The sequence below is a fragment of the Ruminococcus sp. OM06-36AC genome, from assembly GCF_003438725.1.
Classification (GTDB): domain Bacteria; phylum Bacillota; class Clostridia; order Oscillospirales; family Ruminococcaceae; genus Ruminococcus_C; species Ruminococcus_C callidus.
This window is the reverse complement of the sequence record NZ_QSTT01000002.1, coordinates 123,644-146,882: the sequence shown is the minus strand read 5'-3', so window position 1 is coordinate 146,882 and position 23,239 is coordinate 123,644. Positions and strand designations below refer to the sequence as shown.

24 protein-coding genes are annotated in these 23,239 nt (G+C 53.1%); 3 read left to right on the top strand and 21 right to left on the bottom strand.

Translation table 11 applies throughout. The annotated features are described in order from the left end of the window. Positions 1-11: 11 nt before the first annotated feature. The 9 genes from argJ to DXB92_RS02620 form a co-directional block, all read right to left on the bottom strand. On the bottom strand, positions 12-1,268 hold the full coding sequence (argJ, locus tag DXB92_RS02660; RefSeq protein ID WP_117732256.1) for a bifunctional glutamate N-acetyltransferase/amino-acid acetyltransferase ArgJ: 1,257 nt from the start codon (positions 1,266-1,268) through the stop codon (positions 12-14). Positions 1,269-1,294: 26 nt separating this feature from the next. Beyond that, entirely contained in the window at positions 1,295-2,242 is a 948-nt protein-coding gene (argC, locus tag DXB92_RS02655; RefSeq protein WP_117732254.1) for an N-acetyl-gamma-glutamyl-phosphate reductase, read from the bottom strand. A gap of 9 nt (positions 2,243-2,251) precedes the next feature. Further along, positions 2,252-2,755 carry a hypothetical protein gene (locus DXB92_RS02650; protein WP_040647921.1) on the bottom strand — a complete coding sequence of 168 codons (504 nt, stop codon included), beginning with the start codon at positions 2,753-2,755 and terminating at the stop codon, positions 2,252-2,254. A gap of 8 nt (positions 2,756-2,763) precedes the next feature. Then, positions 2,764-2,946 (bottom strand): hypothetical protein, encoded by a 183-nt coding sequence (locus tag DXB92_RS02645; RefSeq protein ID WP_021682784.1) that lies wholly within the window; start codon positions 2,944-2,946, stop codon positions 2,764-2,766. Then, positions 2,943-4,319 carry an argininosuccinate lyase gene (gene argH, locus DXB92_RS02640; RefSeq protein WP_021682783.1) on the bottom strand — a complete coding sequence of 459 codons (1,377 nt, stop codon included), beginning with the start codon at positions 4,317-4,319 and terminating at the stop codon, positions 2,943-2,945. Before argH ends, DXB92_RS02645 begins: the two co-directional genes overlap by 4 nt. Positions 4,320-4,637: 318 nt before the next feature. Next, positions 4,638-5,876 carry an argininosuccinate synthase gene (locus DXB92_RS02635; protein ID WP_040647919.1) on the bottom strand — a complete coding sequence of 413 codons (1,239 nt, stop codon included), beginning with the start codon at positions 5,874-5,876 and terminating at the stop codon, positions 4,638-4,640. A gap of 280 nt (positions 5,877-6,156) precedes the next feature. Next, the gene (locus DXB92_RS02630; RefSeq protein ID WP_040647918.1) at positions 6,157-6,681 is read right to left on the bottom strand and encodes a hypothetical protein; all 525 of its coding nucleotides are present in this window, start codon (positions 6,679-6,681) and stop codon (positions 6,157-6,159) included. 384 nt (positions 6,682-7,065) lie between these two features. After that, complete coding sequence (gene spo0A / locus DXB92_RS02625; RefSeq protein ID WP_021682778.1) at positions 7,066-7,836, bottom strand: sporulation transcription factor Spo0A; 771 nt, start codon at positions 7,834-7,836, stop codon at positions 7,066-7,068. 212 nt (positions 7,837-8,048) lie between these two features. Next, entirely contained in the window at positions 8,049-8,609 is a 561-nt protein-coding gene (locus tag DXB92_RS02620) for a hypothetical protein (protein WP_117732252.1), read from the bottom strand. Between the two features lie 390 nt (positions 8,610-8,999). Between DXB92_RS02620 and spoIVB the strand changes: the two genes are divergently transcribed. After that, positions 9,000-10,208: a SpoIVB peptidase gene (spoIVB, locus tag DXB92_RS02615; protein WP_181976869.1), complete on the top strand. Its 1,209-nt coding sequence runs from the start codon at positions 9,000-9,002 to the stop codon at positions 10,206-10,208. Positions 10,209-10,298: 90 nt separating this feature from the next. Here the strand turns inward: spoIVB and DXB92_RS02610 are convergent, their stop codons facing one another. From DXB92_RS02610 to DXB92_RS02580, 7 genes are all read right to left on the bottom strand, one after another. Beyond that, entirely contained in the window at positions 10,299-10,562 is a 264-nt protein-coding gene (locus tag DXB92_RS02610) for an HPr family phosphocarrier protein (protein WP_040647915.1), read from the bottom strand. Between the two features lie 356 nt (positions 10,563-10,918). Next, positions 10,919-11,614, bottom strand: coding sequence for a tRNA (guanosine(37)-N1)-methyltransferase TrmD (gene trmD / locus DXB92_RS02605; RefSeq protein ID WP_117732248.1), 696 nt, complete (start codon positions 11,612-11,614; stop codon positions 10,919-10,921). Beyond that, positions 11,604-12,113, bottom strand: coding sequence for a ribosome maturation factor RimM (gene rimM, locus DXB92_RS02600; protein ID WP_117732246.1), 510 nt, complete (start codon positions 12,111-12,113; stop codon positions 11,604-11,606). Before rimM ends, trmD begins: the two co-directional genes overlap by 11 nt. 684 nt (positions 12,114-12,797) lie before the next feature. Then, positions 12,798-13,031 (bottom strand): KH domain-containing protein, encoded by a 234-nt coding sequence (locus DXB92_RS02595; protein ID WP_021683525.1) that lies wholly within the window; start codon positions 13,029-13,031, stop codon positions 12,798-12,800. Between the two features lie 219 nt (positions 13,032-13,250). After that, a complete protein-coding gene (gene rpsP / locus DXB92_RS02590; RefSeq protein WP_040648310.1) occupies positions 13,251-13,493 on the bottom strand; it encodes a 30S ribosomal protein S16 in 243 nt (80 codons plus the stop codon). Positions 13,494-13,563: 70 nt separating this feature from the next. Continuing rightward, complete coding sequence (ffh, locus tag DXB92_RS02585) at positions 13,564-14,979, bottom strand: signal recognition particle protein (RefSeq protein WP_117732244.1); 1,416 nt, start codon at positions 14,977-14,979, stop codon at positions 13,564-13,566. A 25-nt stretch (positions 14,980-15,004) separates the two neighbouring features. Next, positions 15,005-15,364 carry a hypothetical protein gene (locus tag DXB92_RS02580; protein WP_051343882.1) on the bottom strand — a complete coding sequence of 120 codons (360 nt, stop codon included), beginning with the start codon at positions 15,362-15,364 and terminating at the stop codon, positions 15,005-15,007. 294 nt (positions 15,365-15,658) lie between these two features. Between DXB92_RS02580 and DXB92_RS13475 the strand changes: the two genes are divergently transcribed. Continuing rightward, on the top strand, positions 15,659-16,297 hold the full coding sequence (locus DXB92_RS13475; RefSeq protein ID WP_181976868.1) for a hypothetical protein: 639 nt from the start codon (positions 15,659-15,661) through the stop codon (positions 16,295-16,297). A 124-nt stretch (positions 16,298-16,421) separates the two neighbouring features. Further along, positions 16,422-16,838, top strand: a complete 417-nt coding sequence (locus tag DXB92_RS02570) for a hypothetical protein (protein ID WP_117732242.1) — start codon at positions 16,422-16,424, stop codon at positions 16,836-16,838. A gap of 150 nt (positions 16,839-16,988) precedes the next feature. Here DXB92_RS02570 and DXB92_RS02565 read toward each other — a convergent pair whose 3' ends face one another. From DXB92_RS02565 to DXB92_RS02545, 5 genes are all read right to left on the bottom strand, one after another. Next, positions 16,989-18,494: a sodium-dependent transporter gene (locus DXB92_RS02565; protein ID WP_117732240.1), complete on the bottom strand. Its 1,506-nt coding sequence runs from the start codon at positions 18,492-18,494 to the stop codon at positions 16,989-16,991. Between the two features lie 270 nt (positions 18,495-18,764). Beyond that, entirely contained in the window at positions 18,765-20,123 is a 1,359-nt protein-coding gene (locus tag DXB92_RS02560; protein WP_117732238.1) for a hypothetical protein, read from the bottom strand. Beyond that, positions 20,101-20,733 (bottom strand): RNA polymerase sigma factor, encoded by a 633-nt coding sequence (locus DXB92_RS02555; protein ID WP_117732236.1) that lies wholly within the window; start codon positions 20,731-20,733, stop codon positions 20,101-20,103. Before DXB92_RS02555 ends, DXB92_RS02560 begins: the two co-directional genes overlap by 23 nt. A 268-nt stretch (positions 20,734-21,001) precedes the next feature. Then, positions 21,002-22,504 carry a HAMP domain-containing sensor histidine kinase gene (locus DXB92_RS02550; RefSeq protein WP_242823523.1) on the bottom strand — a complete coding sequence of 501 codons (1,503 nt, stop codon included), beginning with the start codon at positions 22,502-22,504 and terminating at the stop codon, positions 21,002-21,004. Further along, positions 22,464-23,174: a response regulator transcription factor gene (locus DXB92_RS02545; RefSeq protein WP_021683539.1), complete on the bottom strand. Its 711-nt coding sequence runs from the start codon at positions 23,172-23,174 to the stop codon at positions 22,464-22,466. The genes DXB92_RS02550 and DXB92_RS02545 overlap by 41 nt, the downstream gene beginning before the upstream one ends. Between the last annotated feature and the right edge of the window lie 65 nt (positions 23,175-23,239).

Genomic DNA, 23,239 nt, shown 5'->3' with positions numbered 1-23,239 from the left:
CGAAGCCTCTCTCAAGAACGGTAGTCACCGTTGATTTTTACATAGTCATATGTCAGGTCGCAGCCCCACGCCGTTGCCGCCGCCGGACCGTCGCCGACAGACACCAGAATCTCGATCTCGTCCTCCAGCAGCACCGTCTTGGCGATGTCCTCGGAGAAGTCGATGCCGGCACCGTTTTTGCACACGTCCACAGAACCGGCACGGGAAGCCAGTGTCACAGCCACCTGATCGATGTCGAATTCCGCCGGTGCATAGCCCACGGCACACAGCACCCGTCCCCAGTTGGCATCTGCACCAAACATGGCACATTTCAGCAGATCAGAAGCGATCACGCTCTTGGCAACTGCCAGTGCATTTTCCCGATCTTTCGCACCGGTCACAGTACACTCCAGCAGTTTTGTCGCACCCTCGCCGTCCTTTGCCAGCATCTTGGTGATGTTGGACATCGCGATATACAGAGCCTGACGGAATACGGCATAATCGTCATTCTGTTCGGTGATCTCCGCATTTTCTGCCAGACCGTTTGCCAGTACCACGCAGGTATCATTGGTGGACTGGTCGCCGTCGATATACAGGCAGTTATACGTATACTGTACCACATCACTGAGGGCTGTCTGTAACAGTTCCGCAGAGATCGCACAGTCCGTCGTTACCACATTCAGCGTCGTTGCCATATTCGGGCAGATCATACCGCTGCCCTTGCCCATTGCACCTACGTGGCAGGTCTTTCCTCCCAGCTGGAATTCCACTGCCACTTCTTTCGGCACGGTATCTGTTGTCATAATGGCAATGGCTGCCTGCTCATGATTTTCAGCAGACAAGCCGTCATACACCTTGCCCATGCCCTGTTCAAACGGCTCAATCGGCAGGACCTGACCGATGACACCAGTCTGTGCGATCAGCAGTTCTTCCGGCTGAACGCCCATTTGTTCCGCCGCCAGTTCGCAGACACGGTTCGCCTTGTCAATACCGTCTGCATTACAGCAGTTGGCATTCTTGGAGCTTAGCACCATGCCCCATGCCTTACCGCCGGTCTGTTCCAGATGTGCCTTGGAAACCAGCACCGGTGCAGCTTTCACCTTATTGGAAGTAAACACGCCGGCAGCACGGCACAGCTTGTCGGATACGACCAGACAGAGATCCGGTTTTTTCGTGGGGTTTTCCTTGATACCACAGTACACGCCATTTGCACGAAAGCCCTTTGCGGCACAAACGCCGCCGTCGATATAAGTAAACCCGTCATACAGCACTTTTTCAATTTGTTTCATTTGGTTATTCCTCCGCAGCGTTTCCCTTACAAAAGTCCCACAGTTTCGTCTAGTCCCAGCATGATATTCATGCACTGCACTGCCGCACCGGAGGCACCCTTGCCCAGATTGTCCAGACGGGAGCACAGCAAGATCTGCTTTGCATCGCCGAACACGAAAATTTCCATCTGGTTGGTGTCCCGCAGGTCGTTGCAGCTCAGCTTGGTGGCTGTCATTTCTGCCGGTGTTTTCAGGGGCTGCACGTGCACAAAGTTCGAGCCGGCGTAGTGGCGTTCCAGCATTTCCTGCACCCGTTCCGGTTCCAGCGAAAAGCCGGAGATCGCCGCCTGAATCGGCACGCAGACCACCATGCCGTTATAGTAATCATCTACAATCGGGGTGAACATGGGCTTCTTTTCCAGACCGGAGATCTTCTGCATTTCCGGCAGGTGCTTGTGATTGTTTGCCAGACCGTAAAAACGGGGGCTGTACAGTTCCGGAGCACGGTCGGGAGATTCGATCTCGGCGATCATTTTCTTGCCGCCGCCGCTGTAGCCGGACATGGCGAAGCACTGCACCGGATAGTCCTTGGGCAGCAGTCCGCTGTGCACCATGGGATACACCAGCGAAGCGAAGCCGCTGGCATAACAGCCCGGCACTGCCACACGCTTGGAGTGGCGAATCTTTTCCCGATGCTCCGGCGACAGTTCCGGAAAACCATATGCCCAGTCCGGATTGGTGCGGTGTGCCGTGGAAGCATCAATGATCCGCACGTCCGCATCGCCAGCCAGTGCCACAGCTTCTCTCGCCGCATCGTCCGGCAGGCACAAGAATGTCACGTCGCTTTCCAGAATGGCAGCCCGTCTTGCCTCCGGATCCTTTCGGGTTTCCTCGGTCAGGGTAATCATGGTCAGATCGTTCCGGTCTGCCAGCCGTTCATGAATCCGCAGACCGGTAGTGCCAGCCTGCCCGTCAATAAATATCTTTACAGCCATTTTTCCACCTCATTCCCCTGCCGCACAATTCGGGCAGGGCGTTTTTCCGCCGACGATCATTGTTTTCGGCGATTTTATTATGTGCGGCTTCGGTGCAGGCATTGTCTCTCCCTGCATATTGTACACAACGTGGACATAATCCTCTTTGGCACATTCCTCCGATAGATGCCAATAAGAGCCAGTTGCACTATAGTATACCATTTCTATGGCAGTCGTACTCTGCGTTTCCGCAGTTGTGATCTCCTGCTTTTCCACAGTATCCAGCGTTTGCTTTGGAGTCACCGCCGTCAGCTTTTTCCCGTTCGGCACATCCACAGTCTTCTTCTTGGTCGTCACTGCCGCGGCATCGTCCTCCTGCACAGCAGCAGTTGTCTGCACCGCATCTAGTTGTACCTTTGCCGTTGTCACTACGGACGATGTCTCCGTTTCCGAAGCTTCAGGCGAAGCCGTCCTGCCGCAGCCAGTGCAAAGGCAGAACCCGACCGCCATCAGGATCCCGATCCATTTTCTCATGATTTCTCCTATTCCCGCGGACATTTCCACAGACTGAACGCACAGGTCAGCACGATAATGGCGATTGCCCAGATGCGGGACACCGTCAGTCCCAGATCCAGCACCAGTCCCAGCAGGATCTCTCCGCCGACCCAGAGCACTACCGCGGCAGTGCACAACGCCAGAATAAACTTGATCTGCCGCTTTCTCATGCCAGCCCCAGCTTTGTCTTGACCAGCCGCAGCTGTTCTGCCACAGCCTTCGGGGACGGACCGCCCTGCGACACTCTGCCGCGGACACAGGTTTCCAGACTAATGGCATCGTACACGTCCTCGGTGAACAGCGGTGTCATCTTCTGGTATTCCTCCAGCGGCAGGGTTTCCAGTGTCAGTCCCCTGGAAATGCACTCTGCCACCAGCGTGCCTGAAATCTTATAGGCATCGCGGAACGGCATGCCCTTCTTCACGAGATAGTCCGCACAGTCGGTGGCGTTGATAAAGCCCTTGGCTGCGGCGGCACGCATATTGTCTTTCAGCACCCGCATGGTTTCCAGCATGGGCGTAAAGGTTTCCAGACACAGCTTTACGTTGTCCACTGCGTCGAAAATCGCTTCCTTGTCCTCCTGCATGTCCTTGTTGTACGCCAGCGGCAGACCTTTCATCATGGTCAGCAGGGTCTGGAGATCGCCGTACACTCTGGCGGTCTTGCCGCGGATCAGTTCGGTAATATCCGGATTCTTCTTCTGGGGCATGATCGACGAACCGGTTGCGAATGCATCGTCCAGTTCAATGAACTTGAATTCCCACGAGCACCAGAGAATGATCTCCTCAGAGAAGCGGGACAGATGCATCATGATGATCGAGAGGGTATTCGCCAGCTCAATGCAGTAGTCGCGGTCGGAAACGCCGTCCAGACTGTTTGCCATAGGAGCATCAAAGCCCAGCAGCTTCGCCGTTTCTTCCCGATCGATGTGGTATGTGGTGCCAGCCAGTGCACCGCTGCCCAGCGGGCATTCGTTCATACGCTTTGCTGTGTCGTCCAGTCTGCCCAGATCGCGGAGCAGCATCTGTACATATGCCAGCAGGTGGTGTGCAAAAGTCACCGGCTGGGCACGCTGCAAATGGGTATAGCCGGGGAGCACGGTTTCGGTGTGCTGTTCTGCCAGCTTCACCAGCACGGCACACAGCTTTTCCACCAGTCCGCGGATCTCCTTGATCTCGTCCCGCAGATACAGCCGCAGATCCAGTGCCACCTGATCGTTTCTGGAACGGGAGGTGTGCAGCCGCTTGCCCACATCGCCGTAACGCTTGGTCAGCTCTGCCTCCACGAACATGTGAATGTCCTCTGCATTGGGATCAAATTCCAGCTTGCCGCTGTCCAGATCTGCCAGAATGGCAGTCAGCCCCTCAATAATGGTCTTGCTGTCCTCCTTGGAGATGATGCCGCAGTCCCCCAGCATGGTGGCATGGGCGATACTGCCCTGAATGTCATGCCGGTACATACGGGCATCAAATGCGATAGAGGAGTTAAACGCATTTACGCCTGCGTCAATTTCTTTGGAAAATCTTCCTGCCCAAAGTGCCATATATGAAACGTCCTTTCGTAATATTATGGAAACACTGAATAAAGCTTGTGCGTAAGATGCGTAGCCAGATTTTTCGGCAGATTGCACAGAAATTCCGCAGGCATACTTGATTGTATGGCAAGGGATTTCTGTGCAATCTGCCGAAAAATCTGCAAGCAGATTGCGTGCAAAGCCGTCAGGCGGGCTTTATGCAGTGTTTTCTTATATATTGATAGAAGAAACGGAAAAGAGGCGACCAGTAAACAGCCGCCTCTTCCTCACCGGCAGGAGAACCGGTATACAGGGAAATCACCGCCGTGTTTCCCGATTTTTTCAAAATTACTTGTTGTTCCGCTTCTGATCCAGCACAGCCTTTACGTGGATCGGCAGACCGAACAGGTTGATGAAGCCCTCTGCGTCCTTCTGGTTGTAAACATCTTCTGCATCGAAGGTTGCAACTTCTTCATCGTACAGGGTGTACGGAGAAGTAACGCCGGCATTGATGATGTTGCCCTTGTACAGCTTCAACTTGACATCACCGGTAACGGTCTTCTGGGTTTCGTTTACGAAAGCAGTCAGTGCTTCCCGCAGCGGTGTGTACCACTGACCGTTGTATACGATGTCAGCGAACTTGATGCTCAGATACTGCTTGGTTCTTGCAGTTTCCTTGTCCAGGGTAATGGTTTCCAGCACATCGTGTGCGTGGTACAGAATGGTGCCGCCCGGAGTTTCATAAACGCCTCTGGACTTCATGCCGACCAGACGGTTTTCTACCAGATCAGCCAGACCGATGCCGTTTGCACCGCCCAGTTCGTTCAGCTTTTCTACCAGTTCTACAGCACCCATTTCCTTGCCGTCGATAGCAGTCGGGATACCCTTTTCAAAGTGAATGGTCACATAAGTGGGCTTGTCCGGAGCCTGGATCGGAGAAACGCCCAGTTCCAGGAAGCCTTCCTTTTCATACTGCGGCTCGTTTGCCGGATCTTCCAGATCCAGACCTTCGTGGGACAGATGCCACAGGTTCTTATCCTTGGAGTAGTTGGTTTCACGGTTGATCTTCAGCGGAATGTTGTGAGCCTCTGCATAGTCGATTTCTTCGTCACGGCTCTTGATGGTCCATTCTCTCCACGGAGCAATGATCGCCATATCCGGAGCGTATGCCTTGATTGCCAGTTCGAAACGAACCTGATCGTTACCCTTACCGGTTGCACCGTGGCAGATCGCATCTGCACCTTCTTCCAGTGCGATCCGAGCCAGTTCCTTACCGATGATCGGACGAGCGAAAGAGGTACCCAGCAGATAACGGTTTTCATATACCGCACCAGCCTGTACGGTGGGGAAAATGTAATCTTCTACGAAAGTCTTCTTCAGATCCAGTACGATCAGCTTGGAAGCACCGGTCTTGACTGCCTTTTCTTCCAGGCCGTCCAGTTCTGTGCCCTGTCCTACGTCTGCGGAAACTGCGATAACTTCGCAGTTGTTATAGTTTTCTTTCAGCCACGGAATGATAATCGAAGTATCCAGACCGCCGGAATATGCCAGAACGACTTTCTTAATGTCCTTTTTTGCCTTTGCCATGATGCAAACTCCTCCATCAGCATAATTTATCGCATCTGTACCGCCCTTTTTGATCCGCTGCAAATGCTCTTGTTTCTTATTATACACCTTTTTCCGGCATTGTCAAGCGTTTTTGCATAAATATACGGAATTTTTTTCTTTTTGCAACAGTTTACGTATAATATGCAGTTATTTTTGCATATTATTGTGCTTTCGTGAAAAAAATGCACTTTGGGCAGCGGTATACAGATACCAAAAAAGCCCCTGTCAGATGACAGAGGCTCTTTGCGTGCACCAACGATCAGTGCATTCTTTCGTAATACGCCAGTACTTCGCCTACAAATTCCCGGTGCATCGGGTCTTTGCCGTACCATTTTTCATAAGTTTCGGGTTCCAGAAAACCCTCCGGCTGCAACATTGCCGTATAACGTTTCCGGCAGATCAGCACGCGGCGTGCCTGTGCAAAGCTGGTAGTTCCTTCAAGGAGAACGGGCTGCAATCCGGTTCTCTGTGCCTTATCGCAGTCCTTTCCGGAATGGGTGCCGCAGAACTGAAGTGCGGGTTTATAGCCCGGATCGAAGAATGTTGCCGAGAACAGCTCATTCTGATCCAGATAGTTCAGGGTATAACGGTTGGTTCTCACGACGCAGTGGAACGAGGGTGCTCCCCACATTTCGCCCATTGCCCCCCAGGAAGCCGTCATTGTGTTGTAATCCTCCGGTGTACCGGAAGTCAGTAAGTACCATGTCTTCCCGATCATATCAAAGGGATTGCACTGCAGATCACTCAGGTCCATCTTCTTGAAAAACATTTTTCCGTCAGTCATAAAATCAGATCCTTTCGCATAAGATAATAACATGCTGTCTGCGGACAGACCGCCCGCCGGAACAAATGCATGCTCTTTTTATTTTACCATAGTATATGGCAGACTGCAAGAAGAAAATGCACAAAGAAGTTGAACTTTTTTCGATAACATACAAAAATATACAGAATCCCGCTGTATTGAGCCGTCGGGCAGGCTCTGTGCGGAGCTCTCAGGGCAATACCGCACAAAGATTGTGCGACAGATGCGTCGTCAAATTTTTCGTCAGATGAAACAAAAAGCGGAGTGAATACTTGATGTATTCACGAGCATTTTTGTGAAATATGACGGGAAATTTGCAAGCAGATGGCGTACAAAGTCGCCAGACGCTCTTTGTGCGGGATTGCCTTAGGCGTGACGGACGGTGCTTCTGCCGTATTGCAGCCGCAGCTTGTCTGTCAGCAGGGCAATGAATTCAGAATTGGTAGGCTTGCCCTTGCAGTTGTTCACGGTATAGCCGAAGAACGAGTTGATCGTATCCAGATCGCCCCGATCCCATGCGATTTCGATCGCGTGGCGAATGGCACGTTCCACGCGGGAAGACGTGGTGTCGAACTGCATTGCCACTGTGGGATAGAGCAGCTTTGTCACGCTTTCCAGCAGTGCCTGATTCTCGATCGAAGCCAGAATTGCGGCACGCAGATAGTGATAGCCCTTAATGTGTGCAGGCACGCCCAGCTGATGAATCATCTCTGTCACCACTACCTCCATATTGCGGTTGGCAGAGTTCTTCGGGTTCGGCATGCCCTTGGCAGCCAGATCGGTGATGCGGCTGCCCAGAGTGGAAATGTGGAAAGGCTTCAGCATGAAGTACGCCGCACCCTTTTCCATGACCTGACGCTCGATAAACGCATTTTCATAAGAAGATGTGATGATGAAAGCCGGTGCGGTTTCGAATGTCTGAGATTTCTCAAGGATCTCTATGGCATCCATACCCGGCAGGACAGCGTCCATCACAACCACGTCCGGTGTGTCATTCCGGATCGCGTCCAGAATGACTTTCCCGTCTTTTCGCCGCGTCACGACGTAAAGACCGAGCGACCGCAGTTCATTGGCACAGGTGATGCCATATTCTGCACTGTCATCTCCGATCAGGACTTTTATTTTTTTGTTGTCCATTTTGTTACCTCCTGTTTTTTTGTTCTACCCTATAATTTTACCACATTCTATGGGGAACTGCAAGACTGAAATCTGTCAAAATAGAAATTTTTTTAGGGAAACATGCGAAAGCACATGTCCTTCACGCGAATATGACAGTTTTTCCCACCTGCAAAAACAGAAACAGGGCATCTTCTGCACAAGCTTTGTACAGTGTTTCCTTCAGTGTTTCCTTAAAGCACCGACGGAGCCTTTGCCGAATCCTGTCGTTTTTTCTCCTGCCGCCGCCGGACAGCTTCTGCGGAGAAGAATTGCAGCAGTCCCAACGCAACCACACAGGCATAGGGCACCAGCACCGGCAGCAGCTGGAGCCGGTACAGTGTCGCGGCAGGCATTTCCATGAGCCGGCTGTAGAACGAATGCTCAGAGGCATAGGCGGTCACGCGGTACAGTGCCAGCATCGCCAGCGTTACGCCGGCAGTAGCACTGCCTGCAGCTGCCCAGTTGAGCCAGTTCTTCCGGCACAGCAGGACAAGCACTGTCCCCAGTGTCAGCAGACCGGAGCCGACGAGCAGCATCTGCCCGTAGCCGGCGAATTCTATCGGCCAGTTGCTGCCGGCACGGGCACGGCTGATCCACCCCAGCCCGCAGCCCCAGCAGGTGATCCACGTGAACAGGATCGTCGTCAGCACCAGCAGTCCCCGCAGGATCCAGCAGCAGACAGTGTGGGCACGGCGTTTCCGCAGCTGGGCGACAGTGGGAATGGGTCGGTTTTTCGTTGGTTTGGTATGCATGGGGTACACCTCAATTTTTCAAATTTTTGGAATCTTTGGAATGTCAGGATTTTTTCCTTGCATTGTCGCTGATAAGCGTTGCCGGTTTACATAGGATAAGATTGCGGGCGAACATCGTTCCCGCGGGATTGTTTTTGGTGTTGTGTCACGGGAAAATTTTACAAAAGAACCCCTCCACCAGCTTCGCTGGTCCCCCTCGTACTGAGCGGTCCCCTCTGCCCTGCGGGCATCTCCCCACCCCGTGGGGAGTCACCCCTTTCAGGGGAGGCTTATTGGGTAGGCTTATCCCGGTGGTTTTCGCTGTTACACCGCACCAAAAAACACCTCTAAAACAAAAGACTTCGAACGGCAGGCATGCCGGTTCGGAAAGAAAGGCAGGTCTTTTCCAATATGATACGATGGATCAAATGCACGGCGGCACTGGGTGCTGCGGTGCTGCTACAGCTTTACGGCACAGCCGCCTACTATGCGTGGCAGCTGCCGGACAGCTATTATGTCCAGACCGGCAGCCGGCTGGAAGTAGACACGGCTCTGCACATTGCCGCCGTGCCCACTGCACATACCGTACAGGCTGCCGTCACGGCATCGTCCGCGGCAGACACCACCTCGCTCCGGCTTTTCGGGATCATTCCCATTAAAGATGTCGAAATACAGGAGATCGACACGCCCATGCTGGTGCCCTGCGGCGAGCCCTTTGGCATCAAGTTGCGAATGGACGGTGCCATGGTGGTAGGCATGGAACGAATCGAAACTGCATCGGGACAGCGTTGTCCCGCACAGGAAGCCGGCATTCAGACCGGCGACCTGATCCAATCTGTAGACGGCACGGCGATCGACTCCAACCAGTCCCTACAGGAAGCCATTGCGGAGTCCGACGGCACACCAGTAACTGTCACCCTCACCCGCAGCGGTGAATCCTGCACCGTCACCCTCACTCCCGCCTACGCCGCCGCCGACAACCGCTATGAAGCCGGCATCTGGGTGCGGGACAGCAGTGCCGGCATTGGTACCATTACTTTTTATGAGCCGGAATCCGGCAGCTTCGGCGGACTGGGGCACCCGATCTGCGATGCAGACACCGGTGACATTCTGCCCTTTGGTTCGGGAGAAGCCGCCGCGGTGACCATTTCACAGGTGACCAAAGGCGTTTCCGGCTGTGCCGGCATGCTGCAGGGCAGCTTTTCCGATGATGCCCCACTGGGGGAACTTCTGTGCAACAACCGCTGCGGCGTTTTCGGAACGCTGTATCACAATCCTTCCGCCGAAGAAGCCATTCCCATGGCACTGAAGCAGGAGATCCAGACCGGAGCCGCACAGATCCTCTGTACCGTTTCCGGCGACACGCCGAAAGCCTATGACATCACGCTGGAGGAAATCGACTACAGCGGCACAGACAGCACCCGCAACATGACGGTCTGCATCACCGATCCGGAACTGCTGGAAGTTACCGGCGGCATTGTGCAGGGCATGAGCGGCAGCCCCATTCTCCAGAACGGAAAGCTGGTGGGAGCCGTGACACATGTCTTTGTGGACGATCCCACCCGCGGCTACGGCATCTTCTGCGAGAACATGGTACGTTACGGGCTAAGCGGCAGTTAACAAACCTTGCACGGTGCTGCCCGAAAACAAAAAACCTCACGGCGGACCTTTCCCCCGTGAGGTTCTCTTTTGTCACAGACACTGCGGTAATTAGTCGCTGAATCCGCTTTCTACCAGTTCTACCAGAGAGTTCACTGCAACCTGTTCGTCAGAACCATCTGCAATGATCTTGATGTCGGTACCGCCAACGATACCCAGAGAAAGGATACCCAGCAGGCTCTTTGCGTTTACACGGCGTTCTTCCTTTTCGATCCAGATCGAGGACTTGAACTCGTTGGCACGCTGAATGAAAAATGTAGCCGGTCTTGCGTGCAGACCAACCTGATTCTGTACAGTAACTTCTTTTACAAACATGATAAACTCTCCCATCCTTATGATCATGCATGTGCGTTCACACACCATACTTACTGAAGCACGAAACAACACATTTCGTATCTTCTCTGATTTGAAGACGCTTGGCGATCCCCACTTCTGATAGGAACCATTTGTGCACTCCTCATCTCTGCTATGCTATCATTATACCGTTTTTTCCGGAGAACGTCAACGTGCTTTTTGCAATATTTTGCGTTTTTTCCGGAATTTTCTACGTGTTGACAGAACCATTCTCCCTTTTGCTTTCAATCTTTGTGAAACATGACAACAATGCCAAATCCTGATTTTTTCAAATTGGTGAACCTGCATATTTTATTCAAATCCCACAAAGAAAACTGCTATTTTTTGTCCAAATAGCTTGCATAAAGGTCAGGGCGTTTGGTTTTGGTTTCCTCCAGACTCTGTACCTGCCGCCATTCTGCGATGTTTTTGTGGTGTCCGGTGAGCAGCACCGGCGGCACTTCCCGATCATGCCACACCGCCGGACGGGTATACTGGGGATATTCCAGCAGACCGCCGAAGTGGCTTTCGTCCTCGAAGCAGAGATTTTCCGGCAGCACCCCCGGCACCATTCGTGCAACCGTATCCACCAGCACCAGTGCCGGCAGTTCCCCGCCGGTGAGCACATAGTCCCCGATAGAAATCTCCTCGTCTACGATCTCGTCCAGAATCCGCTGGTCTACACCTTCATAATGCCCGCAAAGTACAAAAATATGCGGCATCACGGACAATTCCAATGCCCGCTGCTGATCCAGCACCCTGCCCTTGGGGGACATGTAGATCACGTGGGGCTTGGCACCGATGTCCTGCTGTACGGCATCATAGCAGCGGTAAATGGGATCTGCCTGCATGACCATGCCCCTGCCGCCGCCGTAGGGCACATCGTCCACACGGCGGTGCTTGTCCAGCGTATACTCCCGAATATTCCAGCAGCGGACGGAAATATGACCGGCGGCTCTGGCTCTGCCGATAATGCTCTCCGACAGCACCGCCTCGCACATTTCCGGAAACAAAGTGGCGATCTCAATCTGCATCGAACAAGCCCTCCAGCGGTCGGATCCGCATCACGCCTCCGTCGAGGTCAGTTTCCTGCACCACGTCCGGAATCGCAGGGATCAGCACGGTTTTTCCGGTTTCGTCTTTGATCTCGTACACATCATTGGCACCGGTCTGCATCACATCAGACAGCTTGCCGTAGCTTTTGCCGGTGTCTGCGTCCAGCACCTCCAGCCCGATCAGATCCTGAATGAAGTACACGCCTTCTTCCAGTTCCACCTCGTCGCGGTCCATATAGAGCACCTGATTCCGCAGCTGTTCCGCCGCCTCCACGGTGTCCACACCCTCCAGATGCAGCAATACGTTGCCCTTTTGCAGACGGGCAGCCGTCACGTTCACCGGCTTCTGTGCCTTGCCCAGATACAGGGTGTCGAATTCGCACAGGAATTCCGGCTCATCGCACCACGGCACCACTTTCACGTCGCCGCGGAGCCCGTGGACGTTTACGATCTTTCCGATTTCCAAGTATTGTTTCATGGGTAGTCCTTTCTGTACGCATGAGAAAATGCACTTCGCAGTGCCTTATGGAAACACTGAATAAAGCTTGTGCGTAAGATGCGTAGTCAGATTTTTCGGCAGATTACACAGAAATTCCGCAGGCAGACTGTATGGTCGCAATTCATCTTAGTGCGACACTCCTTTGTTCTCGAGCAGAATCCTGCCTCGAACGCAGTCGTCTGGCAAGGGATTTCTGGGCAATATGACGGAAAATCTGCACGCAGATTGCGTGCAAAGCCGTCAGGCGTGCTTTATTCAGTGTTTCCTTATATACAAGAACAGGCGAACATTTCTGTCCGCCTGCATATCTGCATAGTGTTAAGGCAATACCGCACAAAGATTGTGCGACAGATGCGTTGTCAAATTTTTCGTCAGATGAAACAAAAAGCGGAGTGAATACCTGCTGTATTCACGAGCATTTTTGTGAAATATGAGAGTCTGTTTCGTACCTGACGTATGCAGATTGCGTTGTCAGATTTTTTGAGAGATGAAGGGAAAAACGGAGAAAATCCTTTGTGGATTTTCGAGTATTTTCCCGAAATATCTCGGAAAATATGCACGCAAAATGCGTGCGGGAAGATACGAAACAGGCTCTGACGAGAAATTTGCAAGCAGATGGCGTGCAAAGTCGCCAGACGCTCTTTGTGCGGTATTGCCCTAAACTCAATCGATCTCGACTGCGATCTTCTGATTGTTTTTCGCAGCACCGGAACGCATGATTACACGAATTGCCTTTGCAATGCGTCCCTGCTTGCCGATGACGCGTCCGGTATCCTCCGGTGCAACGTGCAGATGATAAACGATCACGCCTTCTTCATTGGGTGCATCTTCTGTGATCTGAATGGCAGTCGGGTCTTCCACCAGACCGGCAACGATCACTTTCAACAGTTCCTGCATGTGTCATACCTCCTTGTGAACAACAGTTACGGCAATACCGCACAAAAATTTGCAAGCAGATGGCGTACAAAGTCGCCAGACGCTCTTTGTGCGGTATTGCCTTACATGCGATTGCTCCACTGGTCAGCCGTAGCACACAGGATACGGTTCACCGGCGGAGCAATCCTGTTCTGCCATTGCAGAACAACCCCGCACTGGCACTTTCCCTAAGTGTAAAACTTAGAGAACGCCTTCCTTCTTCAGGATCACCTTAACGGTATCGGTCGGCTGTGCACCATTCTTCAGCCAAGTCTTTGCCTTGTCAGCGTCCAGATTAACAACTGTCGGCTCCTTGGTCGGATCATAGTAACCGATCTCCTCGATGAAGCGGCCATCTCTCGGATAACGCTCATCAGCAACAACAATACGATAGAACGGAGCCTTCTTTGCACCCATTCTTCTCAGTCTGATCTTTACTGCCATTTGAAATTCACCTCCGTGTTTATTCTTGACAAATGTCAAATCTATCTCCAGCAGTTTCCTGCGGGATCTCTTATTTCTTCGGCGGCATCAGCCCCGGCGGAACGCCCGGGATACCGCCCTGCAGGCTTTGCAGCTGCTCCGGATTCATGTTTGCCAGACGCTTCATGGCACGGCGGTTCATCTTGCCGCCTTTGCCTGCCTTGCCGCCCAGCTGCTTCATCATCTTCTGCATCTGGTCGAACTGTTTCAGCAGACGGTTCACATCTTCCACCTTGGTGCCGCTTCCGGCAGCGATACGCCGCTTGCGGGAGGGGTTGATGATCGAGGGCTTTGCCCGTTCCGCTTTGGTCATGGACGTGATCATTGCCTCAATGCGGACAAACTGCCGGTCATCGATGTCGGCATCTTTCAGCTTGCTGCCCACGCCGGGGAGCATGCCGATAATGGATTTCAGAGAGCCCATTTTCTGGATCTGCCGCAGCTGTTCCAGCAGGTCGTCCATGTCGAAGCGGTTTTCCTCCAGCTTCTTCGCCATTTTCTCGGCATCTTTCTGGCTGATGGTGTTTTCCGCCTTTTCGATCAGCGTCAGCATATCGCCCATGCCCAGAATGCGGGAAGCCATTCGCTGGGGGTGGAACTGTTCGAATTCGTCCAGCTTTTCGCCCATGCCCACATACTTAATGGGCTTACCGGTGACTGCCAGCACGGACAGTGCCGCACCGCCGCGGGTGTCGGAGTCCAGCTTGGACATCAGCACGCTGTCAATGCCCAGTGCATCATCAAATGCCTTTGCCACGTTGACGGCATCCTGACCTGTCATAGCATCGACCACCAGCATGATCTCGTTGGGGTTGGTCAGTTCTTTCAGATCCTTCAGTTCGTCCATGAGCTCGGTGTCGATGTGCAGACGGCCGGCGGTATCCAGGATCACCACGTCATTGCCGTGATCCTTGGCAAACCGCAGTGCCTCTTTGGCAATGATCCGCGGGTCGATCTGTCCCATTTCAAAGACCTTGACACCGGCACGCTCGCCCACCACCTGCAGCTGGTTGATCGCCGCCGGACGGTAAATATCGCATGCCACCAGCAGCGGAAAATGCCCTTCCTTTTTCAGCATCTTCGCCAGCTTGGCGGAATGAGTCGTCTTACCGGAGCCCTGCAAGCCGCACATCATGATGACGCAGGGCGGCTTGGACGGGAACTGGATCCGGGCGTTTTCGTTGCCCATGAGATTACACAGTTCCTCGTTGACGATCTTGATGACCTGCTGTGCCGGTGTCAGACTGCTGAGCACTTCTTCCCCGACTGCACGTTCGGAAACCTTTTTGACAAAATCCTTGACGACCTTGTAGCTGACATCCGCTTCCAGCAGAGCCATGCGAACTTCCCGCATGGCTTCCTTGACATCACTTTCAGTCAGCTTGCCGTGGGATTTCAGCTTTTTGAACACCTGATTCAATTTTCCGGAAAGTCCCTCAAATGCCATGTGATCTCCTCCCCTGCAAGTTTTTTCAGAGCAGCTCCAGCCCGTGATGTACCGCTTCCATTGCCTCGCGGCAGGCGGTCTGCACCTGCGGCTGGTCTGCCGTTTGTGTCTGGATCGACTGTAACGTCGAGGCGATCGCACTGTAGTTTTCCCGCAGAGCGTTGAACCTCGCCGCAAACTGCAGCTTGTCTTCCATTTCCTGCAAAATCTGTTCGCCACGCTTGATGCCGTCCCGCACCCCCTGACGGGTGATGCCGACGATCTCCGCGATCTCGCTGAGGGACAGGTCTGCACAATAATACAGTTCCGTCAGCCGATACTGATGCGGTGTCAGAAATTCGCCGTAGCAATCCAGCAGCATGGCAAATCGCAAATCCTTGGACATTCCCAGCCGCCTCCTGCCTGTAAAAGTCATCTGCTTTACAAGTATACCCGATTTTCCGCCGCTTGTCAAGCCCTTTTTCTTCGTGAAACTGCACAAATTTGAAATCCCACTTTTTCCGGTTATGCAATATATTTGCTTATTTTTCATGTTTTATTTGCATTCTCCTTGACATTCTCCAAAAATACGCCTATAATAGATAGAAAAGCACAGAACAACACCGCACAAGGCTTGTGCCGTGTTGCCACAGGAATATTCCGGCAGTTCTCGCCGGAAACCGCGAAAGGAATGACAAAAATGACTTTTGATGAAATGTTTGCACAGGCAAAGGCACTGCTGGAAAACGCCAGTGCCAAGGACACCGACACCGCCGTATCGGTACAGTTTGATGTTTCCGGTGACGGCTGCGGTGCATTCTATGCAGTAGTTTCCGCAGACAGCGACAAGCTGACCATTGAGCCGTTTGACTATAAGGATCACGATGTACTGGTATCCGCAGATTCCGCTGCCCTGCTGGACGCTCTGCGTACCGCAGAAACCGCTGCACTGGAACTCGCCGGTGAATGGGAAAAGATCGTGGCATTCCGCAGCGTTCTGGATACTCTGCCCAAGCCGAAGAAGGAGGCTGCTCCCAAGGCAAAGGCTCCGGCTGCGAAGAAAGCCCCTGCAAAGCCGGCTGCAAAAAAGGCGGAAGCACCGAAGGCTGCTGCAACTGTAAAAAAGACGGAACCGGTAAAGTCTGCTGCAAAAAAGCCGGCGGCTGCAACCGCAAAGAAGGAAACCGTCAAGGCTGAAGCTCCCAAGGCTGCTGCGGCTGTCAAGACCGAACCGGTAAAGTCGGCAGTGAAAACTGCTGCTGCAACTGCAAAGGTTCCCGCTGCAAAGCCGGCTGCAACCACTGCCAAGACTGCTGCTGCGAAGAACAGCAAAAAGTAAAAGCAATACCGCACAAAGACTCCTCGGGGACGACACCCATCACAAAAAACAGCCGTGACAACGCCGTGCAAAGCCGACAGACCGGCTCTGTTCAGCGTTGCCCTCAGAGAAAGGAGTCCTTGAAATGCCGCAGATCACCGTAACAGATGAACAGGGAAATTCTTATTTTCCCACCTATCCCAGACGGGCAAGAGGACTTGTCAAAAAAGGGCGGGCAAGATTCATCAGTGCAAATACGATCTGTCTGAACTGTCCGCCGCAGAATCAGGAGGAACAGCAGATGACAGAAAATACAAATACAAACAGCCGCACAGCTCCCACTGCCGCTGAAATTTTTGCAGAATTGCAGCAGATCCGGCAGGATACCCAGCATCTTTCGCTGGCTCTGGAGAAACTGGAAAAGGTTCCCGCAGACAACAATGCCGATGAGAAGATTTGTCAGGCAAAGATCGACGCGATTGAAGAAGTTGTCGTACAGCGGGAGGAAACCAATCGTTCTCTCATTACGCTGTATGAAAAGCTGTACGATGCGATCCGTTAAGGCAATACCGCACTGACAAAGCCGGCAGGCTGGCTTTATGCGGTGTCGCCTTTACACGCGATCACTACACCAAAACAAAAACCGTTTCGCTTCCGGAACTCTCCGGCGGCGAAACGGTTTTTTTATTGCCTTTATTTTTATCGTATTGGATTATTCGATTTCTGCCTCCGCTTTTACCGCAGGCTTTTTGCCCACAGAGAAGCACACCCAGAAAATCACTGCCAACAGCAGCACGGCAAACGCCATCCAGCCGAGAAGCACGCCCGTACCCTTTCCGGCGAACATGTCATAATAGCCCTTGAGGTAGATCAGGCAAATCAAGGTCGGCACCACGTATGCCATATACCCCCGCAGCCATGCCGGCAGCTTCGTGCCTGTACCCTCGTTGACTTCTGCCAGAAACTTTTCCCAGCCCCAGCCGTTTTTCCGGACGCAGAACAGCACATAGATCAGCGAACCCAGCGGCAGGATATTATAGGAAACCAAGAAGTCCTCCAGATCCATCACGCTGGAGCCGTCCCCAAAGGGCTGGAAGCCGGACAGCAGATTGAAGCCCAGAATTGCCGGCAGGGACAGCACGAAGATCAGCACCAGATTCACCAGCAGCGATTTCTTTCGTGTCCAGCTGCCCAGTTCCACGGTCATGGTGATGATGTTTTCAAACACGGCAATGACGGTGGAGAGAGCGGCAAAGGACATGAACACGAAGAAGCAGCAGCCCCAGATGCGGCCGCCCACCATGTGTTGGAACACGTTCGGCAGGGTGATGAACAGCAGGGACGGACCGGCATCCGGCTGTACGCCATAGGCAAAGCACGCCGGAATGATGATCAGACCAGCCATAACGGCAACGAAGGTGTCCAGAATTACCACGTTGATCGCTTCGCCGGCGATACGCCGACCTTTTTTCAGATAGCTGCCGAAGATCTCCATTGCACCGATGCCCACGCTCAGGGTGAAGAACGCGTGCGTCATGGCGGCGAATGCCACAGAACCGTAGCCGTTTTCTTTCAGGCGGGAGAAGCTGGGGACGAGGAAATATTTCAGACCCTCGCCTGCTCCTTTCAGCCGGAGTGAGTTCACCACCAGTACCAGCATCAGCACAATGAGCAGCATCATCATGACTTTGGTGATCTTTTCAATGCCGTTTTGCAGTCCCAGAGCACAGATGCCGATACAGAGAACAATGACAATACCGGCGAACAGGATCATCAGTGCCGGACTGTCCAGCATGCGGGAGAAAAAGCCGGACGTTTCTTCGGCGGAAACGGCGGTGATCTTTCCCGAACCGTACAGGAACGCGTAGTAGAGCATCCAGCCGGCAACCATGGTATAGAACATCATCAGCAGATAATTTCCGGCAATGCCGGCGTATTTGGTGATGTGCCAGCGGCTGCCCGGCTGTTCCAGAATGTTCAGTGCCTGTGAAATGCTGCGGCGGCTGCCCCGTCCAATGGCAAATTCGCAGATGACAATGGGCAGTCCCAGCAGAAGCAGACACAGCAGGTAGATGAGCAGAAATGCTCCGCCGCCGTTTTCGCCGCAGATGTACGGGAATTTCCAGACGTTGCCCAGTCCCACGGCACAGCCGGCAGATACCAGAATAAAGCCCAGCCGCGAGTGGAATGTCGCTCGTTTTTTGGATGATGTACTCATATCAGTTCTCCTTTGTAATTCCGCAGTTGCAGAAAATGTGATTGTTATATTATACAACAAGATTGCGTTTTTGTCAATTGCGACGAAAGTGGTAGGTGTTTTGGCAGGTGGGGTGGTGCGGACACGGCGTTCCATGTTCCCCCATTTTACGAAAAAACGCACCCCACAAACGTGAGATGCGTTTTCCGGCAGAGAACATCTGCCGATTCCATTACCGATTCTATTGCAGGAATTACAGCAACACCGCACAAAGATTGTGCGTAAGGTGCCTTACTTCTTCCACATCAGCGTGCCGTCCTCTGCATAGACTTCCTGCACCTGACTGGGATCGACCGGTTCCAGAAAACTCATGTACAAAGTCACGCGTCCCTCGGCATACGCCTGATCGACATAGACATAGGGCACATGTCCGACATGATAGAACAAATTGCTCAGTTCTTCCTGACTCTTTTTGATCTGCCTGGTCAGGCCGTCCGGTGTGCGGACGTAGCCGGAACAGGAACCGTTCAGAATATCCTTATCGCTCACCGGCACCACATAGCCGAATACCCGCGGCATGGGATCAGACGGTTTCCAGGTAAAGGACACGCCCCACGGAGAAAGTTCCATGGTCATGGGCGTTTCTTCGCCGGTCTGGGGGTCTGTGAAAGTGAATTTGTCTGTCACAGTCTTGGTCTTGAGCGAATCCAGCGTGAACGTCATGCGGATACTGCCCTCTGTCAGAATGTCCGATTTCCGCAGATAGACCTGTTCATCTTCCTTTTCCCAGTGTCCGGTGCCGATCGAACCATGCTGCGTAGCATATATATTGTCCAGCAATTCGAAGTTCTCCGAAACCTTCTGCTGATCCTGCTGGGACAGCGGCTTTCTCGTGTTGACATCGGCAACAGAATAGCCCAGCCATTCCCGAATATCCCACATGTCATACGTATCCGTGTATGCCCATTGCAGATAATCGTTGGTTTCCTCTGGAGCCTTCAGAAACTTCTGCACTTCCATGGTGAACTGCATCTCTGCATCGGGGTCCGTCCGCTTGACCTCATAGTGATTGGTGACATACAGGTGACCGCTGCCGGAGGCATCATAGGTATAATCGGTGCTGCCTCTCCAGCCGCCGACGCCGTCTCCTAAGATCCAGGGAGATTCCCCGAAAAGCTGTACATTTTCCGGCAGAGTGAACCCATTCACTCCGGAAAATTCCAGCACCACATTGACGCTGCACGCATCGCCGAACACGCCCAGCACCTGACAGTCGATGCCGTCACAGGTGTCCGTCACTTCCACTTCGGGGACAGTGTACAGATCTTCCAGCGTGGACGGATACGAAACGTCTTTTCCAAGCACCAGCTGCATCAGCTGGGAAAAGCCGCCGGTTGCCGCTGCCGCGGTGATCGCACTGCCGCTGACCAGTACTGCCGCCGCGATCAGCACCGCCGGAATCCGTCCCATTTTCCAGTGCGGAGCGTGACTTCGTGCCGGCACGCCGGCTGCGGCTTCTTCGTCCAGAGATGCCAGCACGCGGCTGCGGACAGCCCGCCTGGAAATTCTCGCTGTCCGGCGGATTTTCGGCAGGTCTTCTCCGGTAACGTGCAGGTGAGAAAAGATCTCAAACAAGTTCCATTTGCTCATAGCCATAACCCCTTTCTGTGAACAGCTGCCGCAGTTTTTTCCGGCTGCGGTACATTCTGGTTTTCACGGTGGATTCTTTCATGTGCATTTCGCCGGCAATTTCCCGCACGGACTGGCGGTAGAAATAGAACCGCAGCAGCAGTTCCCGATCCTGTTCCGGCAGCTGTGCCAGCATTTCCCGTACAATGCCCGCCAGTTCCGCCTGCTCTGCCTGTGCCGAAACATCGGTATCGTCGGAGATCACCACGTCATCAATGGGCATGGTTTCGGGGCGGTTTTTCCGCAGCCAGTTGTACCCCTTGGAACGGGCAATGCTGGCGAGATAGCCGGTGAGGTGTTCCGTCCGCATCTCGGGAGCGTGGTGCCACAGGGCAAGGAACACGTCTGCGGTGAGTTCCTCCAAATCCTCCTGTGTTGTCTGTCCGCGGGTGACATTCCGCAGGATTGTTCCCACATAGGCGGTATAGCGTTTCATCACCCGTTCCAGCCCGCGGCGGTTCTGTTGTTTCAGCTGTTCCAGCAGCCGTGCATCTTTTCCGGTGTCCTCCGGAGCCGCCGCCGACAGAAGCAGTTCTGCCGGACAGCTTTCCCATGTTGTTGCATGCAGCATCGTGCCGCCTCCTTTCCGGAGAGCATATGCTTAGGGAAACACTCTTGCAGTGTTTCCTTAGATATGCTCTGTGTGGTTTCATATAGATAGACACCGGTCTGTCGGAATTGGTTTCACTTTCGGGGAAATTTTTTGCGGTGCCGCTTTCGTGAAAACCCATGAGAAAACGGTAAGGGCATAGAAGAAAATTACAGCAAGAAACATACATTTCAATTTTTCATACCCCAAACAAAAAGCGGACAGCACTTACACTGTCCGCTTCTTCTTTTTACAGCTGTCGAATCTCCGCATCCGGGATTTCCTCGTCCTCCGGTTTTTCCGGCGGCACGATGTCCCGTATCTCGAACCAGAACGTAGAGCCCTCGCCCAGCTTACTGTTGACACCATAATTATAGTTATGCATCTTCAGGATTTCTTTCACGATAGACAAGCCCAGTCCGGTGCCTACCACTTCCCGCTTATGGTTCTCGGAACGGTAGTACTTATCGAAGATCAGCTTGATCTTGTCCTCCTCGATGCCGTCGCCGGTGTCCCGCACTTCAATTCGCACGCACTGGGGCAGATTCCGCTGCGTGACAAACACCTGTTTGTCCTCCTTGGAGGTGTAATTGATCGCGTTATTGATCAGGTTTCCGATCACGCGGTCGATCTTGCTCTCGTCGCAGCGTACCATGCAGGGCTCGTCCAGCGTCAGATGGATCTGATAGCCCATACGCTCCGACACGCCCTCATAGCGGTGCACGATCTCCGCCATGCACTGGGCGATGTCAAACGTGCTGTAATCCAGCTTCTGTGCTCCGCTTTCCAGCTTGGACAAGTCCAGCATATCGTTGACGATCTGCGTCAGCCGGTCGGTTTCCTCGATGATGATGTTCAGGTGCTGTTCCCGCTTCACCGGATTGTTCCCCGACAGGTCACGAATCATTTCCGCATAGGCTTTCATCATGGTCAGGGGCGTTCGCAGGTCGTGGGAAACGTTGGCGATCAGATCCCGCTGCATCTGGTCTGTCTTGGAAAGCTCATGTGCCGCATAGGTCAGCGTTTCCGCCAGATCGTCCACTTCGGCATAGCCGCCGCCCTCGAACTTCACCGCATAATCCCCGTGTGCCAGCCGCTTGGCGGACTGGGTAATACGGGTAATGGGGGTGGCAATGTGGTTCGCCGCATAGAACGAGATCAGGAACCCGAAGAACACCAGCATAATGGTGATCATCATGGTCTGCCGCTTCAGAATGGACACGGTGGATTCCACCGGCACCAGCGGTGAATTCAGCAGCAGATAGCCCAGCACGCTGCCGTCGTCCTTGCTGTACATAGTACAGCCGTAGACCAGCATTTCATTTTGCAGTGTCGGATTGGACACCCGCCGGCAGATCGTGCCGGTGCTGCTGTTCTGGAGGTCGATGAGATAGAACAGCGTTCCGCTTTCCTTGCCGTGCAGCAGGCACTTGCCGTTATACACACAGTTATAGTACACTTCCCTGCCGTTGGAATTGAGCAGTTCAATGCACATTTCATTTTGCAGCGAGATCTCCTGTGCATCGTCAGAAAAGTCCTCACTGCCATAGTCCGACACCAGCTGCTGTGCCAGTTTTGCTGTGTCGCGGATCTTCATGGACTCATAGAACCATTCCAGAAAGATGATCTGAAACAGCCACATCAGCAGAAATACCACGCACACAAACAGCATAAAAAACAGCCAGATCTTTACGCCGATGCGGAGATTGCGTTCACCGAGATGATGCCGGTGATGCGTCATTTTCCGGATCAAATTTATATCCCATTCCTCTCAAGGTCACAATATCTGAACGATACGGTCCAAGATTGCCGCGAAGCATCTTGATATGCGTATCCACAGTACGGTCGTCCCCGAAGAAATCGTATCCCCAGACTTCTTCCAGCAGCTTATCTCTGGAAAGAGCCAGTCCCTTATTTTTCACCAGATAGAACAGCAGGTCGTATTCCTTTGGCGTCATGGACGCACGCACGCCGTCCACATACACCTCCCGTCCGGCAAGGTCGATCTCCAGCCCGCCGAATTTCAGCCGCTGCTGGGTATCGCCGCCGCCCTGCTTTGCCGCATGGCTCCGTGCCAGAACTGCACGCACCCGTGCCATGAGTTCTCTGGGCGAAAAGGGCTTTACCACATAGTCGTCAATACCGGTTTCAAAACCGAACAGCTTGTCGTATTCCTCGCCGCGGGCGGACAGCATGATAATGGGAACATCTTTCTGCTTCCGGATCTCCTTGCAGGCGGAATAGCCGTCCAGACGGGGCATCATCACGTCCATGATAATGATGTCATAATCATTTTCCCGACAGAGTGCCACCGCCTCCATGCCGTCCCGTGCTTCGGTCACTTCGAACTCCTCGAACTCCGCGTACTCCCGCACTACGGCACGAATTTTTTCTTCATCATCTACGATCAACATTTTGCTCATGGGTTCCACCTCCCTAGTACTTTGTAACATTTAAATATTGCATAAAATATTAATGTGTGGTATAA

Coding starts and splice junctions, on each gene's coding strand:
- argJ (WP_117732256.1), bottom strand. CDS start 1,268: ATGAAACAAATTGAAAAAGTGCTGTATGACGGGTTTACTTATATCGAC.
- argC (WP_117732254.1), bottom strand. CDS start 2,242: ATGGCTGTAAAGATATTTATTGACGGGCAGGCTGGCACTACCGGTCTG.
- DXB92_RS02650 (WP_040647921.1), bottom strand. CDS start 2,755: ATGAGAAAATGGATCGGGATCCTGATGGCGGTCGGGTTCTGCCTTTGC.
- DXB92_RS02645 (WP_021682784.1), bottom strand. CDS start 2,946: ATGAGAAAGCGGCAGATCAAGTTTATTCTGGCGTTGTGCACTGCCGCG.
- argH (WP_021682783.1), bottom strand. CDS start 4,319: ATGGCACTTTGGGCAGGAAGATTTTCCAAAGAAATTGACGCAGGCGTA.
- DXB92_RS02635 (WP_040647919.1), bottom strand. CDS start 5,876: ATGGCAAAGGCAAAAAAGGACATTAAGAAAGTCGTTCTGGCATATTCC.
- DXB92_RS02630 (WP_040647918.1), bottom strand. CDS start 6,681: ATGACTGACGGAAAAATGTTTTTCAAGAAGATGGACCTGAGTGATCTG.
- spo0A (WP_021682778.1), bottom strand. CDS start 7,836: ATGGACAACAAAAAAATAAAAGTCCTGATCGGAGATGACAGTGCAGAA.
- DXB92_RS02620 (WP_117732252.1), bottom strand. CDS start 8,609: ATGCATACCAAACCAACGAAAAACCGACCCATTCCCACTGTCGCCCAG.
- spoIVB (WP_181976869.1), top strand. CDS start 9,000: ATGATACGATGGATCAAATGCACGGCGGCACTGGGTGCTGCGGTGCTG.
- DXB92_RS02610 (WP_040647915.1), bottom strand. CDS start 10,562: ATGTTTGTAAAAGAAGTTACTGTACAGAATCAGGTTGGTCTGCACGCA.
- trmD (WP_117732248.1), bottom strand. CDS start 11,614: ATGCAGATTGAGATCGCCACTTTGTTTCCGGAAATGTGCGAGGCGGTG.
- rimM (WP_117732246.1), bottom strand. CDS start 12,113: ATGAAACAATACTTGGAAATCGGAAAGATCGTAAACGTCCACGGGCTC.
- DXB92_RS02595 (WP_021683525.1), bottom strand. CDS start 13,031: ATGCAGGAACTGTTGAAAGTGATCGTTGCCGGTCTGGTGGAAGACCCG.
- rpsP (WP_040648310.1), bottom strand. CDS start 13,493: ATGGCAGTAAAGATCAGACTGAGAAGAATGGGTGCAAAGAAGGCTCCG.
- ffh (WP_117732244.1), bottom strand. CDS start 14,979: ATGGCATTTGAGGGACTTTCCGGAAAATTGAATCAGGTGTTCAAAAAG.
- DXB92_RS02580 (WP_051343882.1), bottom strand. CDS start 15,364: ATGTCCAAGGATTTGCGATTTGCCATGCTGCTGGATTGCTACGGCGAA.
- DXB92_RS13475 (WP_181976868.1), top strand. CDS start 15,659: ATGACTTTTGATGAAATGTTTGCACAGGCAAAGGCACTGCTGGAAAAC.
- DXB92_RS02570 (WP_117732242.1), top strand. CDS start 16,422: ATGCCGCAGATCACCGTAACAGATGAACAGGGAAATTCTTATTTTCCC.
- DXB92_RS02565 (WP_117732240.1), bottom strand. CDS start 18,494: ATGAGTACATCATCCAAAAAACGAGCGACATTCCACTCGCGGCTGGGC.
- DXB92_RS02560 (WP_117732238.1), bottom strand. CDS start 20,123: ATGAGCAAATGGAACTTGTTTGAGATCTTTTCTCACCTGCACGTTACC.
- DXB92_RS02555 (WP_117732236.1), bottom strand. CDS start 20,733: ATGCTGCATGCAACAACATGGGAAAGCTGTCCGGCAGAACTGCTTCTG.
- DXB92_RS02545 (WP_021683539.1), bottom strand. CDS start 23,174: ATGAGCAAAATGTTGATCGTAGATGATGAAGAAAAAATTCGTGCCGTA.